At 51.3% G+C, this 14362-nt stretch carries 12 protein-coding genes and 12 tRNA genes; 2 read left to right on the top strand and 22 right to left on the bottom strand.

Annotated elements, in window-relative coordinates:
* Window position 1 precedes the first annotated feature (1 nt).
* The 6 genes from F456_RS0119880 to F456_RS0119905 all read right to left on the bottom strand — a co-directional run bounded on the left by F456_RS0119880 (window position 2) and on the right by F456_RS0119905 (window position 4208).
* Window positions 2-1066 carry a sensor histidine kinase gene (locus tag F456_RS0119880; RefSeq protein ID WP_018978812.1) on the bottom strand — a complete coding sequence of 355 codons (1065 nt, stop codon included), beginning with the start codon at window positions 1064-1066 and terminating at the stop codon, window positions 2-4.
* 48 nt (window positions 1067-1114) lie between these two features.
* Entirely contained in the window at window positions 1115-1762 is a 648-nt protein-coding gene (gene liaF, locus F456_RS0119885; RefSeq protein ID WP_018978813.1) for a cell wall-active antibiotics response protein LiaF, read from the bottom strand.
* Window positions 1763-1913: 151 nt separating this feature from the next.
* On the bottom strand, window positions 1914-2630 hold the full coding sequence (locus F456_RS0119890; RefSeq protein ID WP_018978814.1) for a PspA/IM30 family protein: 717 nt from the start codon (window positions 2628-2630) through the stop codon (window positions 1914-1916).
* 1 nt (window position 2631) lies between these two features.
* Window positions 2632-3147 carry a PspC domain-containing protein gene (locus F456_RS0119895; RefSeq protein WP_018978815.1) on the bottom strand — a complete coding sequence of 172 codons (516 nt, stop codon included), beginning with the start codon at window positions 3145-3147 and terminating at the stop codon, window positions 2632-2634.
* A 6-nt stretch (window positions 3148-3153) separates the two neighbouring features.
* The gene (locus tag F456_RS0119900) at window positions 3154-3825 is read right to left on the bottom strand and encodes a PspA/IM30 family protein (protein WP_018978816.1); all 672 of its coding nucleotides are present in this window, start codon (window positions 3823-3825) and stop codon (window positions 3154-3156) included.
* A 77-nt stretch (window positions 3826-3902) separates the two neighbouring features.
* Complete coding sequence (locus tag F456_RS0119905) at window positions 3903-4208, bottom strand: hypothetical protein (protein ID WP_018978817.1); 306 nt, start codon at window positions 4206-4208, stop codon at window positions 3903-3905.
* A gap of 393 nt (window positions 4209-4601) precedes the next feature.
* Here F456_RS0119905 and mprF point away from each other — a divergent pair, with 393 nt between their 5' ends.
* Window positions 4602-7442 (top strand): bifunctional lysylphosphatidylglycerol flippase/synthetase MprF, encoded by a 2841-nt coding sequence (mprF, locus tag F456_RS23175; RefSeq protein ID WP_018978818.1) that lies wholly within the window; start codon window positions 4602-4604, stop codon window positions 7440-7442.
* Window positions 7443-7641: 199 nt separating this feature from the next.
* Here the strand turns inward: mprF and F456_RS0119915 are convergent, their stop codons facing one another.
* The 4 genes from F456_RS0119915 to F456_RS0119930 form a co-directional block, all read right to left on the bottom strand.
* Window positions 7642-8673 carry a Gfo/Idh/MocA family protein gene (locus F456_RS0119915; protein WP_018978819.1) on the bottom strand — a complete coding sequence of 344 codons (1032 nt, stop codon included), beginning with the start codon at window positions 8671-8673 and terminating at the stop codon, window positions 7642-7644.
* A gap of 127 nt (window positions 8674-8800) precedes the next feature.
* Window positions 8801-9919, bottom strand: a complete 1119-nt coding sequence (locus F456_RS0119920; protein WP_018978820.1) for a Gfo/Idh/MocA family protein — start codon at window positions 9917-9919, stop codon at window positions 8801-8803.
* Between the two features lie 29 nt (window positions 9920-9948).
* A complete protein-coding gene (locus F456_RS0119925) occupies window positions 9949-10731 on the bottom strand; it encodes a sugar phosphate isomerase/epimerase family protein (protein WP_018978821.1) in 783 nt (260 codons plus the stop codon).
* Window positions 10732-10777: 46 nt separating this feature from the next.
* Window positions 10778-11965, bottom strand: a complete 1188-nt coding sequence (locus F456_RS0119930; protein WP_018978822.1) for a Gfo/Idh/MocA family protein — start codon at window positions 11963-11965, stop codon at window positions 10778-10780.
* 175 nt (window positions 11966-12140) lie between these two features.
* Between F456_RS0119930 and F456_RS0119935 the strand changes: the two genes are divergently transcribed.
* Entirely contained in the window at window positions 12141-12995 is an 855-nt protein-coding gene (locus tag F456_RS0119935) for a helix-turn-helix domain-containing protein (RefSeq protein WP_018978823.1), read from the top strand.
* A 188-nt stretch (window positions 12996-13183) separates the two neighbouring features.
* Here the strand turns inward: F456_RS0119935 and F456_RS0119940 are convergent.
* The 12 genes from F456_RS0119940 to F456_RS0119995 all read right to left on the bottom strand — a co-directional run bounded on the left by F456_RS0119940 (window position 13184) and on the right by F456_RS0119995 (window position 14351).
* Window positions 13184-13264: transfer RNA gene (locus tag F456_RS0119940), tRNA-Leu, on the bottom strand.
* A 21-nt stretch (window positions 13265-13285) separates the two neighbouring features.
* Window positions 13286-13362, bottom strand: a tRNA-Arg gene (locus tag F456_RS0119945).
* Between the two features lie 27 nt (window positions 13363-13389).
* Window positions 13390-13463 (bottom strand) — tRNA-Cys (locus F456_RS0119950).
* 12 nt (window positions 13464-13475) lie between these two features.
* Window positions 13476-13550: transfer RNA gene (locus F456_RS0119955), tRNA-Gly, on the bottom strand.
* Between the two features lie 17 nt (window positions 13551-13567).
* Window positions 13568-13642 (bottom strand) — tRNA-Gln (locus F456_RS0119960).
* Between the two features lie 8 nt (window positions 13643-13650).
* Window positions 13651-13723: transfer RNA gene (locus tag F456_RS0119965), tRNA-His, on the bottom strand.
* 42 nt (window positions 13724-13765) lie between these two features.
* A tRNA-Trp gene (locus F456_RS0119970) sits at window positions 13766-13839 on the bottom strand.
* Window positions 13840-13844: 5 nt separating this feature from the next.
* Window positions 13845-13929: transfer RNA gene (locus F456_RS0119975), tRNA-Tyr, on the bottom strand.
* A gap of 17 nt (window positions 13930-13946) precedes the next feature.
* Window positions 13947-14022: transfer RNA gene (locus F456_RS0119980), tRNA-Thr, on the bottom strand.
* Between the two features lie 34 nt (window positions 14023-14056).
* Window positions 14057-14132: transfer RNA gene (locus tag F456_RS0119985), tRNA-Phe, on the bottom strand.
* 50 nt (window positions 14133-14182) lie between these two features.
* Window positions 14183-14258, bottom strand: a tRNA-Asp gene (locus F456_RS0119990).
* 19 nt (window positions 14259-14277) lie between these two features.
* Window positions 14278-14351, bottom strand: a tRNA-Met gene (locus F456_RS0119995).
* Between the last annotated feature and the right edge of the window lie 11 nt (window positions 14352-14362).

The following is a 14362-nucleotide window of genomic DNA, read 5'->3' on the forward strand; positions in this document are numbered from 1 at the left end:
GCTATTCTTCGCTCCCTCTTTCTTCTCTGTTTACCAGCGGAACGGTAAGTTCGATTCTCGTGCCTTTGCCAGGCGCAGTAATATAACGGATTGAACCTCCGATTTCGCTGACTCGTTCCTGCATCATCGACAGCCCATAGGAGGACTGTTTTTTCTCATCCAGCTCAAATCCGACTCCATTGTCTTTGAGTGATACTCGCAGCGCATCGCTCCGGCGGACAATCATAATTTCCATCTTGTCGGCCTTTGCATGACGGAGCGTATTTGAAAGAGCTTCCTGAATAATGCGGAACAAATGATTTTCAATCCCTTTTACCAGTTCCAGACCCGCATCCATATCAAGCGTAATCTCCATAGGAACTTTGGCTTGAATTTCGCGCACCAGCTCGTTTAGCCCCTGATACAAAGGTTTCCCTTCCAGATACACCGGCCGCAAATGGAGCAGCAGTGCCCGCATCTCCGATTGGGCAACCGACGCCATCTCCTCGATCAGTTCCACTTGGCGCCTCGCGCGGGCCAGATCCTTTTCAAATGTCCGTCCGACGGCTGTTGCTGTCATTGAGATCGCAAACAGCTGCTGCGATACCGCGTCATGCAGCTCACGGGCAAGCCTCTGGCGCTCTTCAACAATAGCCGATACCCTTGCCTGCTCGGCAAGCTGAGCGTTATGTGTTGAAAGCCGCTGCAGCGAGTCCACCTGCTCTTCCCACTTTTGCCCGACCCGTTCAAGCTGCTCTGCCACCTCATCCATCTCACCGCCAAGCGGCCAAAGAGGACGTGCCGGGTTGCCTTTCTCCCAGAGCAGCAGCGTATCCTGCAGTCGATCAAATTGAATTTTGGTTTGCATGGCCCGGTACAATCCATACAGTGCACCTACGGCGATACAGACGGCCAGGACAGTTAGACCGGCGCGTACTCTCAGCGGCCAAGTATCGGGTACATCCAACAAACCATAAGAATACAGGACATATATAGCGGACATCAGCACGACAAACGCCAGCAGCATGCCCGAACCGATTCCGCGGACGATCGTATTCGATTTTCTTGCTTTGCCCGCTTCGTTCATCTTGCTCCTTCACCGCCTTCCGGTTCCATACCTGTATGAGGGCTGTCGCTAGTTCATACGGATATTGATGTCGCCTGCCGCATAGGCCATAACGACCCTAACTTTCTGTTCACTGCGGTCATACCCCGGCGAGCGCCAAACGAACTTATTCAGCATGCCGTTCTGGAGCTTGTTTTCAAAACTTACCTTGCCGTAACCGACGAATATATCAAATTCAATTCCATATTCTTCGGGGAACGACAGATCCGCATCGCCAATAACTCCCTGCAAATGGATTACCGTATTCGGCTCGGTCGGCAGCGCCAACGAAAAATCGCAGCTCACATCGCCGAACAGATGCCATAGACTGACATTTCCCGGCACCCACGGCTCCCGTTCGCGATTCAACTGCGCAGCAATTTCCTGTCTTCGCTCGTATTCGCGTCCAGCATGAAGCTCCCGGGATCTGGCGTAGAATACACCAAGCGAGAGCAGAATGCCGCCGATCACTAGTACAATATGGCCGAGCAGAAGCAGACCTGCTCCGACAGCCAAACATTTGTATCCGAATGACGTCCGATTCGCGCGTATGGCATATATGCCGTAACACAGCACGAGGAGAGCGACCAGAGAAAGCGGACTGATCCATCTGCCGATCAGCATCAGGACACCCGCAGCGATCAGAACGATCGCCCATGCTTGTTTATGATTTTTCATGCCGCCCCTCCTCCTGCCGTGTTTGAATTTATCGTCGTGCAAATGTTCTCCAAGCGTAGCAAAAGCCATAACGGTATCCAAGATACCGTATGGCTTCGCTTTTACTTATGCCGAATTAAATATAGCATACCTTGGACCTAATGTGCTGCTCTTACTGCTCTTCGCCCTTTGTCAGGGAAGGCGAGTTCTTGCCGGCATTCAATTTATTCTTCATTGCATTCAACTGCTCGTCGACCTGAAGCTGTTTTTGAGCGTCAACCGGGCTGATGTAAGCGGACGGACGGTTCATGCTGCCGTATGGCGTACGCAGAACGTCGGCTTCGGCTTCCATCTGCATAATTTTTTCTTCCATCCGGCGGAAGCCCGACGAAGAACTGCCTTTGTCGATTGCATAGACCGGATTGACCTGAGCCATCTGCTTTTTGGCTTTTGCCATCTGCGCACGAGCCACCAGTTCATTACGCTTGTTGCGCATTTGATAGAACTCGTCTTTCATTTCATGCAGCTGACGCATCAAATCGGATACTTGAACTTCAGCCTGACCGTGCAGATCCTGATACTCCGTAATTCTTTGATCGAAGTAGATTTTTTCTTCCAACAGCTTGCGAGCCGCTTCTTCTTGACCGTTTCTCAATGCGGCTTCCGCCTGCGTTTCACGCTGGGTCGACATCCGGTAAGCTTCTTCGAGACGGTGCTTCATACGACGTTCATTCGCCATCTGTTTGGCTACCGTAACCTCCGCCTGATGCATTTCCTCTTCCATGTCACGCAGGTATTGGTTCAGCATGACAATCGGATCTTCCACCTTGTCCAACATTTCGTTTACCGATGCTTTTGTCATATCACGCAGTCTTTTGAATACTCCCATTTTATAAATCCCCTTTCTCATTCTCGTATTTGGAAAGCTTTTGCTTGAGTTCTTCAACTTCTTTTTTGAGTGCTTTCTTTTCGATATCTTCCATCATCGCATCAATTCCGGAATCCGAAATATCACGTTTCTTCAAGTCTGCCTTGGCCATCTCCGGCCGGCGGGCAGGAAACGGACGTTCGAAATCGCGTTCCGGACCGAGCGGTCTTGGCGCATGCGGCTCGCGATAACGCGGGTCGTGCGGTTCGCGGTCGTAAGCGCCGTCTGGACGGTACGCATCCCGAGCGTAGGGATCACGATCGTAAGCATCGTGTCCGTAAGGGTAGCGGGATGGCGGTTCCTTGGGAATCACAAGCGAAGCAATAAAATAAATCGGAAGCATCGCTCCGCTGGTCAGCGGGATCGCGACAAGGAACAGAATACGGAGCAGCGTAGGGCTGACGCCGTATTCGTATGCCAGTCCGCCGCAGAGTCCGGTAAGCATTCGATCCTGGGTCGAGCGGTACAATCTATGCATCCTCGCTTACTCCTTTCCTTCGCTGCGTTTCATCTTTTCTTTCAGACGCGCCATCTCCTGCTCAAGAATACTGCCGACTTCCCCGATCTGCCGGGAAGCTTCCTGGCCCAGCTTGCGAATATCGCGCAGGCTGTACGTTTCATATTCGATGGAGGACATCTGGTCGTCCAAACGGTCGAACATCTTCGGCACGTCCGACTCGTAGCCGCCGGTACGGCGATTCAGCTTCTGCTGAAGACGAAGCGTCTCCATCCGGGCGTAGTAATATTGGCGCTTATTATAAACGGTCTGGTATTCGGTTCTAAGTACGTTAAGCTGTTCGCCCAACTCCTTGAGCGTACCTTGGCTTTGTTCCCACAACTCCAAGTACTGACGCTCTTTCTCCTCGTACAGCATCTTCTCCTGAAGAGCCAACTTCGCGATCGATTCCTCGTCCGCTTTCAGGGCCAGCATTGCCTGTTCTTCACGCTTCTCACGCATTGAAGAGGCATGGTCAACCTGTTGACGAAGCTGCTTGCTGTGGTGGGCGCATTGATCATACAGCCGCTGCACCTCTCCTATTTCCTGCCGGGTCTCAACCAAAAACTGATCGATGATCCGTACCGGATCCTGACTGTCTTCAAGCTTATCGTTAAGGGTTGCCAACGTAATATCTCTCATTCGTTTGAACATGCTCATTCGGCTTTTCTCCCTCCCCTACATAATTTCGATTTTCCAATTGGGACAAAAGATTGATACTGCTTCGGCTTCCTGCCTTAGCCTCCAAATCCGCGCCGGCTGTTCGAGCTTTTACCGGTGATCCAGACAATACCCGCCGCGATCAAGATAATACCGAGCAGAGGACCGATCAACCAGGACAGTTTCGCCAGCAGCATGCTTCCGCCGACGATCATCAGCAGCCAGCCCAGAAACGTTTTGCCTGTCTTGATTCCGTAATATCCGAGTGCAAAGATCGCGACTGCGAACAGGAACCCGACGAAACTTCCAAGCTTACCGAACAGAATCAGCACTCCCAATACAACAAGTACGATAGCCGGGATATTAAGTTTCATGCTTCTCATTAACTTTTCACCGCCTCTCCTGAATCAATTTCCCTATGTCCTCATTCTATCTTTCTCTACTTCTTTACAACACGGGCCGTAGGCGGTTTTTAAACCTAGACCTGAGGCGGGGAACTTCCCGGACCTTTAAGCGTATATATCATTTGAGCGTATATATCAGTCGCAGCGGGTAAATGGCAGTGAAGATTTAACAGCAAAACGTCGATAACATTAAGAAAGGTTTTTTCTGATGCTCCGACGCTCCCCAATCGACCGGCCGTCGACATTCCTTCATATTAAAAAGTTACAAAGCTGTTCGGTTCGCAAAGGGGTTTTTCATGTTAATATTTATTGATGTGTGCCTATGGAAATAATTGTATCGTTTTAATTCCTTTTAAAATTGTGGGTGAATTGATGAATCGTACAAAAGTTGTTTTGGAACGTCTGCAAATTCTGCGGATGTTCGCCTTTATTTATCGCATGAAAATCGTTCGACTGCTGATCCCTGTCGCTGTAATCGCATTTGTTTACTTCCAGAGCGAAGGCGAACTGCGCAAGCTGAACTTCTCCCGCATTTTGTTCGATCTTCGAACGATGAGGTCGGAAGATATTCTCGGAATTTTGGGGATGTCACTTATTGCAGTTTCAGTTATGAGCGCTTACGATTTTCTGATCTGCCGACATTTCAATCTGCGCGTAACCAGATGGGCGGCTTTCCGCTACGGCTGGATATCCAATACTTTCAATAACTTTCTCGGCTTTGCAGGATTTACTGGAGCAGGTATTCGGGCGCTGCTGTATCGGGGAAGCGGGATAACACTGGGGCAGATTACTCCGGCTATCGTGTTCCTCTCGCCGACGATGGTGACCGGTCTTTCGGTCTTGGCTTGGGCAGGAATTGCCGGGCTGCTCCCGATCGGTCTTATGCTCAGGGAGCACCGATGGCTGGTCTATGCAGTATGGGGAATGGCACTTTATCTGCCAATTTTCCTTCTGATGCAGCGTTCCAAGCTCTACGCCAAGTGGTTCAACAAGCAGGGACAGGGCTCCCGTCTCTCCTGGGGCATAATCAGCAGCTCCGTACTGGCCTCCGTGCTGGAATGGTTTTTCGCAGGCTTAACGTTCTGGGTGATTTGTTTGAATTTCCTGCATGACGTACCGATCTCTCAGGCGATGGCTATTTACAGTGTAGCGGCCATTGCGGGGATCGTCAGTTTTGCTCCTGGCGGTATCGGTGCATTCGACATCACTGCACTTCTCGGTCTGCAGTTGGCCGGCGTACAGCCGGAAGCGGCGCTGGCGACAATCGTACTGTTCCGCGTCTTTTACTTCATTATTCCGTGGCTGATTGCACTTGTGCTGACCGCATTTGAGCTTCTGCCGGGACGCCGCAAAGCCATTCTCAAAGAAACGGCTGCCGGCGAACCCGACTCCGATACGCCTCCGGAAATTTCCGGCAGAACAGCGGAAGAAGAAGAGGAAAACCGACGGCAGAAGGAAGGAATGGCTGTCTATTGGCAGCGCTTTTGGAACTGGCCGGGACAATTCGGATTTTTAAGCGACATGGGGATCTGGGCATTGGGCAAATTGGTATTGGCATGCGGCTTGATTCTGCTGCTGTCTGCGGCGACGCCAGCTCTGTTCGAACGGCTGAATTTCATGTCGCGCTTCCTGTCTACGCCGCTGCTGAAGCTGTCTCAGCAAATTTCGGTCATTATCGGCTTTATGCTGATCATTTTGTCGAGCGGCATTTCACTTCGTCTGCGCCGGGCGCACCGATTGACCTCGCTGCTGTTGGTAGCAGGAGCTGTCTTCACATTCGTCAAAGCGTTCGATTATGAAGAAGCGATCTTCCTTCTTGTCGTGGCACTGCTGCTGTGGGTATCCAGAGCACGTTTCTATCGCTCCGGAGCAACATTGTCCCGCAAACGGATCTGGCTGTGGTTCGTCTTTACACTGGTACTTGCGGGACTGTACTATCTGATCGGCACTTCGTCGCGTCCCCGCTTCCTGCAGAATTTCCCGCCTGGCTTCCAGCCGGAGTGGATTATGCATCCGAGCGACTATGGAGCGATGGCGGCCAGCGGTATTGTCGGCGCCTGGATTCTGTTTTCGATTCTCGTGCTGCTGCGCCCCAAACGCCAGGAAGCTGACCTGCCGTGCGGCAGCGAATTGAAGCGCCTAGACGAATTTTTGCAGAAAGAAGAAGGCAATCTGCTGACGCATATGCTGTATTTAGGCGACAAACAATTTTACTGGGCACAGGAGGGGAAAGTGCTGATCCCTTACGCCCGCTCACGAGACAAACTTGTCGTGCTCGGCGATCCGCTCGGGCCGAAGAAGCTTATTGGAGATGCTATCGAGGAGTTTCAGGTATTCGGCGACCGTTACGCATTAGCTGTTGTCTTTTATCAGGCTTCGCCAGATTATCTGTCCATTTATCACGAGAAAGGCTACCGATTTTTCAAACTTGGTGAAGAAGCGCTGATTAATCTGGAAACTTTCACATTTTCGGGCAAAAAGATGACGTCGTTCCGTACAGCGAAAAATCGTTTCGAACGCGACGGCTATATCTTTTCTGTCGAGTCGCAGCCTTACGAGCCGGCTCTCCTGGAAGAACTTCGCCGCATTTCGGACATATGGATCGGCGATCGCAGAGAGAAAGGCTTCTCACTCGGCTGGTTTGATGAAGCGTATCTGCAGCGTTCGCCGATCGCCCTCTTGAGAGATCCTGAAGGTCGAATCGTCGCTTTTGCAACACTAGCTCCGGCTTATGACGGCGGCAAAACGATCTCTGTTGACCTGATGAGACATCTGCCGGACACGCCGAACGGAACGATGGATCTATTATTTGCCAGGCTGATCGAGTGGTCGAAGGAACAGGGATACAAGACGTTCAACTTGGGCATGGCTCCTCTGTCGAGCGTAGGCAGAAGCCGCAGCTCACTGCGCGAGGAAAAGCTTGCCAATCTCGTATTCCGCTATGGCGGCCACTTCTACGGCTTCGAAGGTCTTCGTCGTTACAAAGAAAAGTTTTTCCCGGAATGGCAGCCTCGTTATCTCGCTTATCCGGCTTCCGTTTCGCTGCCTGTACTGCTGGTCGATCTCGTTGTCCTGGTATCGCGTCGTCCAAAGAATCGGAATTTTGACGACGATACGGTGGAACTTGGCGAATCGCTGCCAATGGGCGGAGGTCAGCCGAACAATACTTCGGAACTTTCGGGAACTTCCGGAAGCAGAGACCGACATCAGTAGGGCTTCCAAGTAATCTGCGTGGTCATCAAATTATCAGCAGAGAGCATAAAACAAAAAGATTAGATTACAAAAGAAAAAGATATAGAATACAAAATAAAAAAGAGGTTTTGCGGATTATCGCAAAGCCTCTTCTTTTTGTGCATTTTGTGTTTTTTAAATGCATCGTTCCGTTTTCCATATTCGCAGACGTCTCGATAATTTATGCTTTAGGATCCCACCGCGTAATCGCAGCAGCACTCTGTGAGGCCGCATAAATACCGTAAACGATCTGCAGAGCGCGGCTTCCTTCCTCGGCATCCAGCCAGAAGGGACGATTCTCGCGAACATGATGATAAAAATCCCGGATCAGTAGGCCGTGACTAACACCCCAGTAAGACTTGACACCCTCCGCAATCTGGGAAGGTCGGCATATTTCCGTCTCTTCCCCGTTTTCCAGCAGATAGACGCAGTCCCGACGCTGCAGCAGCGTACCCTGCTCAAATATCAATTCGAGTTCGACAGGGCTGTTTGTCAGATACGCATTGGTGCCGTAGAACAGTGCGCGTATTCCGTTTGAAAAGTCGATACAGGCATGGGCAGTATCCTCAACCTCAATGTAATCGCCCAGTGAGTCTGTCGTAATGCAGCCTGCGATCCGCTTAACATCTGAATTTGCAAACCACTGCAGCAGATCGAGCGTATGAATCGTCTGATTGATCAGCATCCCCCCGCCTTCGGTCGCCCAGCTTCCTCTCCACGGATTTGCCGTGTAATATTCCGGCAGACGCGACCAGGTTACTATGCCCTTCATACAGAGCAGACGACCCAATCTCCCAGAATCGATCAGCTCGCGAATTCGTCTTGAGCTTTCATTGTACCGATTTTGGAATACGACGCCGAGCTGAGCGCTGCTTTTCGCAGCGGCTGCTCTCAACGATTCCGCCGCTTTCGGTGTATGGGCGATCGGCTTTTCGGTCAATACATGCTTGCCGGCCGCCAGCAGTTCTTCCGCCATGGGAGCATGCAGATGATGCGGCGTGCACAGATGCACCACTTCAATATCCGGCCTCTCTAGAATCACTCTGTAGTCGGCCGCTGCTTCGCAGCCGTAGATCTCGGCTTCACGCTCTGCCTTGAACAGCTCGCTGTCTACGACCAGACGCAGTTCCGTCTCCTCTATCTCGCTCAGCACACGCGCATGCTGAGCAAAGATCGTTCCGCAGCCGACAATGGCTGCTCCCGTTTTTTTCATATCCGGCACCTTCCGTCTTCAATTTCGTAAAGTCCGAATTTCATGTTAGGCCGAATTTTATGTTAAGGCCGAACTCATACTAAAGCCGAACTTCATGTCAAGAGTACAGCTTCTGTCACCGAAACGATTAAAATGTCCCGGAGATCTTCACTTCCGGCTTGTGCAGCGTATCAGGCGTCAGGTTAACCGCCATCTGCTGTGCCTCCAGACAAAGTCTGGCCGCCATAAAAGCATGCTCCTGCGTCATTGCATGCTCTGTCCGATTCAGGCAGTCGAGGATCAGCTCGCCAAAAAAGGGACAGCCGATCCGGCCGGCTACTTGCTCATAATGTTCACCTTCCCGATCGACCCAATAGACGTGATCGCCGGAGTCCGAACGCGCAACGTCTGTGTATTTGCGCAGTTCGATATATCCTTCGGTGCCCAAAATAACGGTCCGGCCGTCTCCCCAGGTTCCGAGTCCTTGCGGCGTCAGCCAATCAACCCGGAAATACTGGGTGGCTCCATTGTCGCCGACCAACGTCGCATCGCCGTAGTCCTCCAGCTCCGGGTACTCCGGACTGCTATAATTGGCAACTTTACTATGCAGCACTTTGGCGCTCTTGCAGCCTGCATAATGCAGAAACTGTTCGATCTGATGACTGCCAATATCGCACAGAATACCGCCATAGTCTTCCCGGCGGAAAAACCAATCCGGCCGGCTCGCTGCGTTCAGTCGATGCGGACCCATGCCCATGACCTGCACAACGCGTCCAATCGCGCCTTCTTTGATCAGTTGATCGGCGAAGACTGCACTCTCTACATGCAGCCGCTCACTGTAATAAACCATATATTTACGTCCTGTTCGAGCTGCGCAGGCTTCCGCTTCTTCAAGCTGATCAAGCGTCGTAAACGGCGTTTTATCCGTAAAGTAATCTTTTCCGCTCTCCATCACGTGAACGCCGAGCGGTCCCCGCTTGACCGGTACTGCCGCTGCAGCGACCAGGCGAACCTCCGGATCGTTCAAAATTTGCTCCAGAGATTCCGCCTCATGCACACCCGGGAATTTCGCGACAAAAGCTTCCACCTTGTCCGCATCAGGATCATACACCCATTTTAGCGTCCCGCCTGCTTCGACAAGCCCATTGCACATCCCGTAGATATGTCCATGATCCAGCGCTGCTGCCGCAAATACAAATTCTCCCGGCGCAACTACAGGCTTTGCTTCATGCTTCGGCGCATAATTCATTCCATCGTTTCGCCCCATTGGCTGTTCCTCTCTTTCCGGCTTATACTTTACAGCGTCTTTTCGTGCTGCAGCAGCGAATGCAGATAATCCAAACTCATTTTCAGACTTTCAAAAGGATCTCGCCGACAGACGTCCTGCTCTACTACATACCATTCCACACCAGTAGCCCGGCAGGCATCGATAATCGCCGGAATATTCATGTTACCTTGTCCCACTTCCGCAAATACCGGCTGACCGTCCACAATCTCCATATCTTTTAGGTGTACGACCTGCATCCGGCCTTTTACCTTATGAGCCCACTGCGCCGGATCTCCGCCTCCCGCCTGCACCCAGTACATGTCCAGCTCAAAGCCAAATGCATCGGGATCGCTTTCCTCGAGCAGAATATCCATCCCTGTCCGGCCGTCGAATTTTTCAAACTCCAATTGGTGATTATGATAAACGAACTGCAGACCGTATTCTTTTTTCAGCCGACGCCCGATTTCCGAAGCTTCCTGTGCAAAAGTACGATAACCTTCGGCACTTGTCCGATAACGGTCGGGAGCCATGCCCAGTCCTACGTATTTGCAGTCCCACAGCTTATGCTGCTCTGCCACCACTTCCAGTTCTCCTGTCAGTCGGTCAAAAGGAATATGTGTGGCGCAAATCGTCAGATTGCTGCGATCAGCCAGCTCTTTTACCCTGTGCGGGTCGATGGGACCGATACCTGACACCTGCACAGCCTCGTAGCCGATCTCTTTAAGCTTTGCAAAAGCCGCAGCCAGTTCTTCTTCCGTGCGAGCCTGATCCCGAAGCGTATACATCTGAGCTCCGATTGTCGATCTTTTCATCGTTTCTCCACCTTTCCGCTTTGCAGATTTTGTTCGTTCATCCCGCTCAATGCGTGCCCGATACGTTTAATGTCGCTTCTGTTCCCGTTTTTTTGACAAAAGTTGAATTCTCGATTCGCTCATTCAGCTTCTCCAGATAAGCATCCTCGTCGATCGGCAGCTCTACCCAGTCATCGTTCCAGCTCGACAAATGCATGGCATTCGACAACGTCAGACCGTGAATCCCTTCTTCGCCCGGTGCGATCAGCGGTTCCCGGTGCAGGATCCCATTCGTAAAATTTTGCAAAATCCCTTCGTGCTGAGCACCGGCTCCTCCTTCGACAGGCACATCGCATTTCCAGCACTCAGGCTGCCCAAATCCGCCTTTGTAGGTCGCGTTGAATTCCGGTTCCGGTGTGCGCAGTCTCCAGAATGTCAGCTTGTCATCCTCGATTACGATCTTGCCGTTGTCTCCCGAGATCTCGAACCGGTTGGTACCCGGCGCCTCGCCAACGGTCGTCACAAACAGACCGGTTGCCCCGTTCTCGTACTCCACATAAGCGGTAACATCGTCCTCCACCTCAATGTTTCGAGTCTTGCCAAAGCTGCAAAAAGCGCGTACCCGTTTCGGCATCATCCCTGTCGTCCACTGCCACAGATCGAGCTGATGCGGGTCCTGGTTCAGCAGCACACCGCCGCCTTCTCCCTTCCATGTGGCCCGCCAACCACCGGAGTCATAATAACTTTGAGAGCGGTACCAATTCGTAATAATCCAATTGGTTCTCCGGATCTCGCCCAGCTCGCCAGATTGGATCAGATCACGCAGCTTACGATACAGTGGATTGGTTCGCTGGTTGTACATGATGCCGAATACCAGACCCGACTGAGTCGCTTTTTCAGCCGCTTCGTTCATCTGCCGCACAGCCTTTGTGTATACACCAGCCGGCTTTTCAATCAGCACGTGAAGGCCATATTCAAATGCTTCTACAGCCATTGACGGATGATCGTAATGCGGCGTAGCGATCAATACTGCATCCACTTCGCCTGAACGCATCAGCTCTTTTGGATCGTTATAACGCTTGATAGACTCCGGCAGATGCTGAGACGCCCAATCCAGCCGCTCCTGCCTCAGGTCACACACTGCGGTCAGCACCGCTCCTTCAATAACACCGTTTAAGCTTTTTGCGTGAGCACTGCCCATGTTGCCGAGGCCGATAATACCGAAACGTACTTTTTTTTCCGTTTTCGTGTTCATTCGATTCCCTCCGCTTCTTAATCATTGGATTCCGGACTTCATACACGTAGAGAATACCTCAGACAACCTCGCAAGAACATGAATACGATTAAGAACATTTTGTTCAAAACTAAGGTGTTTTCGTCAAATACGTGTATACTGCGGATAAAGATCTTTGCAGAAAGCGAGGTGTCTCATGACTGTTCCGCCTTCGGATGCCGATGACCGTTTTCAAATGGATATGCCAGCCCGTATATTGGAGAATCTGACCGTTAACGTCTCGCATGCTTTTTATCGTGCGGGTTACTACGGCTGGAATGCTCCCGAAGAAAAGCCTTCGTTTAATCGTCTTTATTATTTGACGGAAGGCGAAGGGGCGGTGACACTGGATGGGATACGCTATGAACCGCATGCAGGGCAGCTGTTTATTATGCCGGCAGGTACGGTTCAGACACGGTTCACATCGCCGGATAATCCGTACTCCCGCTACTTTTGTCATTTCGATGCAAAAATCGGCGACTGGCCTCTGTTTCAGTCTGGTTCTCCATTTCATACCGCCAACGTCGCTGAACCGGCCCGAATCGAAGCACTGTTCCGCGAAATGATCGAGCAGTCCGATCATCCCAGTCCTTTTGCCGTTCTGCGTATCAAGGCTTGTCTGCTGCAGCTGCTCGCCTATTATCTGGAGCAGGGTGGTCATAAAGCTTTTATGGATCGTTTTATGGAAGGCAGTGAACACGGCAAGCTGGCTCAAGTACTCGAATATATCGACACCAGACTGCACGAACCGCTGGAAGTGGAGATGCTGGCCGAGCTCGTTCACCTGCACCCCAACTACTTCATCCCCTATTTCAAAAAGCAGCTGGGAACAACGCCAATGAGCTATGTTCAGCGCAAACGAATTGAATTGGCAAGGCGGCTGCTGACAGCTACGAATATCGAAATCTCCACTATAGCAGAGAGAGTCGGCATGGAACCGTCTCATTTTTCCCGTACATTTAAAAAAGCAACCGGCGTCTCTCCCAGCACCTACCGTAACAGTACAAGGTAATGCACATGTTGATGAATGCTGTATGATCCTATGACAAAGAGCCCGTATGACCGCTGAAGGTCCGGGCTCTTTTATAATCTGCTTCTCCGTTTGTTTATCAAACTCTATCATTAGAATCAACACAGCGTTTTATTAGAATAAAAAAACAAAAAAAGAACCTGCTATTCGCAGGTTCTTCGTTACTTGTATACCGGTGAAAGGACTCGAACCTTCACGGGTCTCCCCACTCGATTTTGAGTCGAGCGCGTCTGCCATTCCGCCACACCGGCACAAACAAATACAAATAAATATGGCGCGCCCTAAGAGATTCGAACTCCTGACCTTTTGATTCGTAGTCAAACGCTCTATCCAGCTGAGCTAAGGGCGCAAGCTGTTGTTAAAACCAAAAAAAAACTGGAGGCGCCACCCAGATTCGAACTGGGGGTAGAGCTTTTGCAGAGCTGTGCCTTACCACTTGGCTATGGCGCCGTAAAACAAAAATGGAGCGGACGACGGGAATCGAACCCGCGACCCTCGCCTTGGCAAGGCGATGCTCTACCGCTGAGCCACGTCCGCTTAGCCATGATTTAAAATGGCTGGGGGTATAGGATTTGAACCTATGCATGACGGAGTCAAAGTCCGTTGCCTTACCGCTTGGCTAACCCCCAAAATAAAGGGCGATCGACGGGAATTGAACCCGCGAATGTCGGAGTCACAGTCCGATGCGTTAACCCCTTCGCCACGACCGCCAAACTACTAAGTAAATCTTTGGGTTAAATATGAAATTTCTATGGCAGGGGCAGCAGGAATTGAACCCACACTAACGGTTTTGGAGACCGCTGTTCTACCTTTAAACTATGCCCCTATAACTGGTGGAGGCTGATGGATTCGAACCACCGAACTCGGAGAGAACAGATTTACAGTCTGCTGCGTTTGGCCACTTCGCTAAGCCTCCACAATCAATTAAAAAAATGGTGCCGGCGAGAGGATTCGAACCCCCGACCTACTGATTACAAGTCAGTTGCTCTACCAACTGAGCTACACCGGCAAGTGTGTTGATTGTGTTGATATTTGATTATCAATGGTGGCTCGGGACGGAATCGAACCGCCGACACAAGGATTTTCAGTCCTTTGCTCTACCAACTGAGCTACCGAGCCAAGCAGTTTTCCTGCGAGCCCGATCTCGAGCAGATGCAGAAGGAATAAAATGGCGGAACCGACGGGATTTGAACCCGCGATCTCCTGCGTGACAGGCAGGCATGTTAACCCCTACACCACGGTTCCAAGCCATAAGGTGAAGCAATTGCGGGGGCAGGATTTGAACCTGCGACCTTCGGGTTATGAGCCCGACGAGCTACCGAGCTGCTCCACCCCGCGTCAGAGTGTAA

The organism is Saccharibacillus kuerlensis DSM 22868, assembly GCF_000378145.1.
Classification (GTDB): domain Bacteria; phylum Bacillota; class Bacilli; order Paenibacillales; family Paenibacillaceae; genus Saccharibacillus; species Saccharibacillus kuerlensis.

Bases quoted from the DNA above. Each gene is read 5' to 3' on its own strand.
- F456_RS0119880 (WP_018978812.1), bottom strand. From the start codon at position 1,066: ATGAACGAAGCGGGCAAAGCAAGAAAATCGAATACGATCGTCCGCGGA.
- F456_RS0119890 (WP_018978814.1), bottom strand. From the start codon at position 2,630: ATGGGAGTATTCAAAAGACTGCGTGATATGACAAAAGCATCGGTAAAC.
- F456_RS0119915 (WP_018978819.1), bottom strand. From the start codon at position 8,673: ATGAAAAAAACGGGAGCAGCCATTGTCGGCTGCGGAACGATCTTTGCT.
- F456_RS0119920 (WP_018978820.1), bottom strand. From the start codon at position 9,919: ATGGGGCGAAACGATGGAATGAATTATGCGCCGAAGCATGAAGCAAAG.
- F456_RS0119925 (WP_018978821.1), bottom strand. From the start codon at position 10,731: ATGAAAAGATCGACAATCGGAGCTCAGATGTATACGCTTCGGGATCAG.
- F456_RS0119930 (WP_018978822.1), bottom strand. From the start codon at position 11,965: ATGAACACGAAAACGGAAAAAAAAGTACGTTTCGGTATTATCGGCCTC.
- F456_RS0119905 (WP_018978817.1), bottom strand. From the start codon at position 4,208: ATGAGAAGCATGAAACTTAATATCCCGGCTATCGTACTTGTTGTATTG.
- mprF (WP_018978818.1), top strand. From the start codon at position 4,602: ATGAATCGTACAAAAGTTGTTTTGGAACGTCTGCAAATTCTGCGGATG.
- liaF (WP_018978813.1), bottom strand. From the start codon at position 1,762: ATGAAAAATCATAAACAAGCATGGGCGATCGTTCTGATCGCTGCGGGT.
- F456_RS0119895 (WP_018978815.1), bottom strand. From the start codon at position 3,147: ATGCATAGATTGTACCGCTCGACCCAGGATCGAATGCTTACCGGACTC.
- F456_RS0119935 (WP_018978823.1), top strand. From the start codon at position 12,141: ATGACTGTTCCGCCTTCGGATGCCGATGACCGTTTTCAAATGGATATG.
- F456_RS0119900 (WP_018978816.1), bottom strand. From the start codon at position 3,825: ATGAGCATGTTCAAACGAATGAGAGATATTACGTTGGCAACCCTTAAC.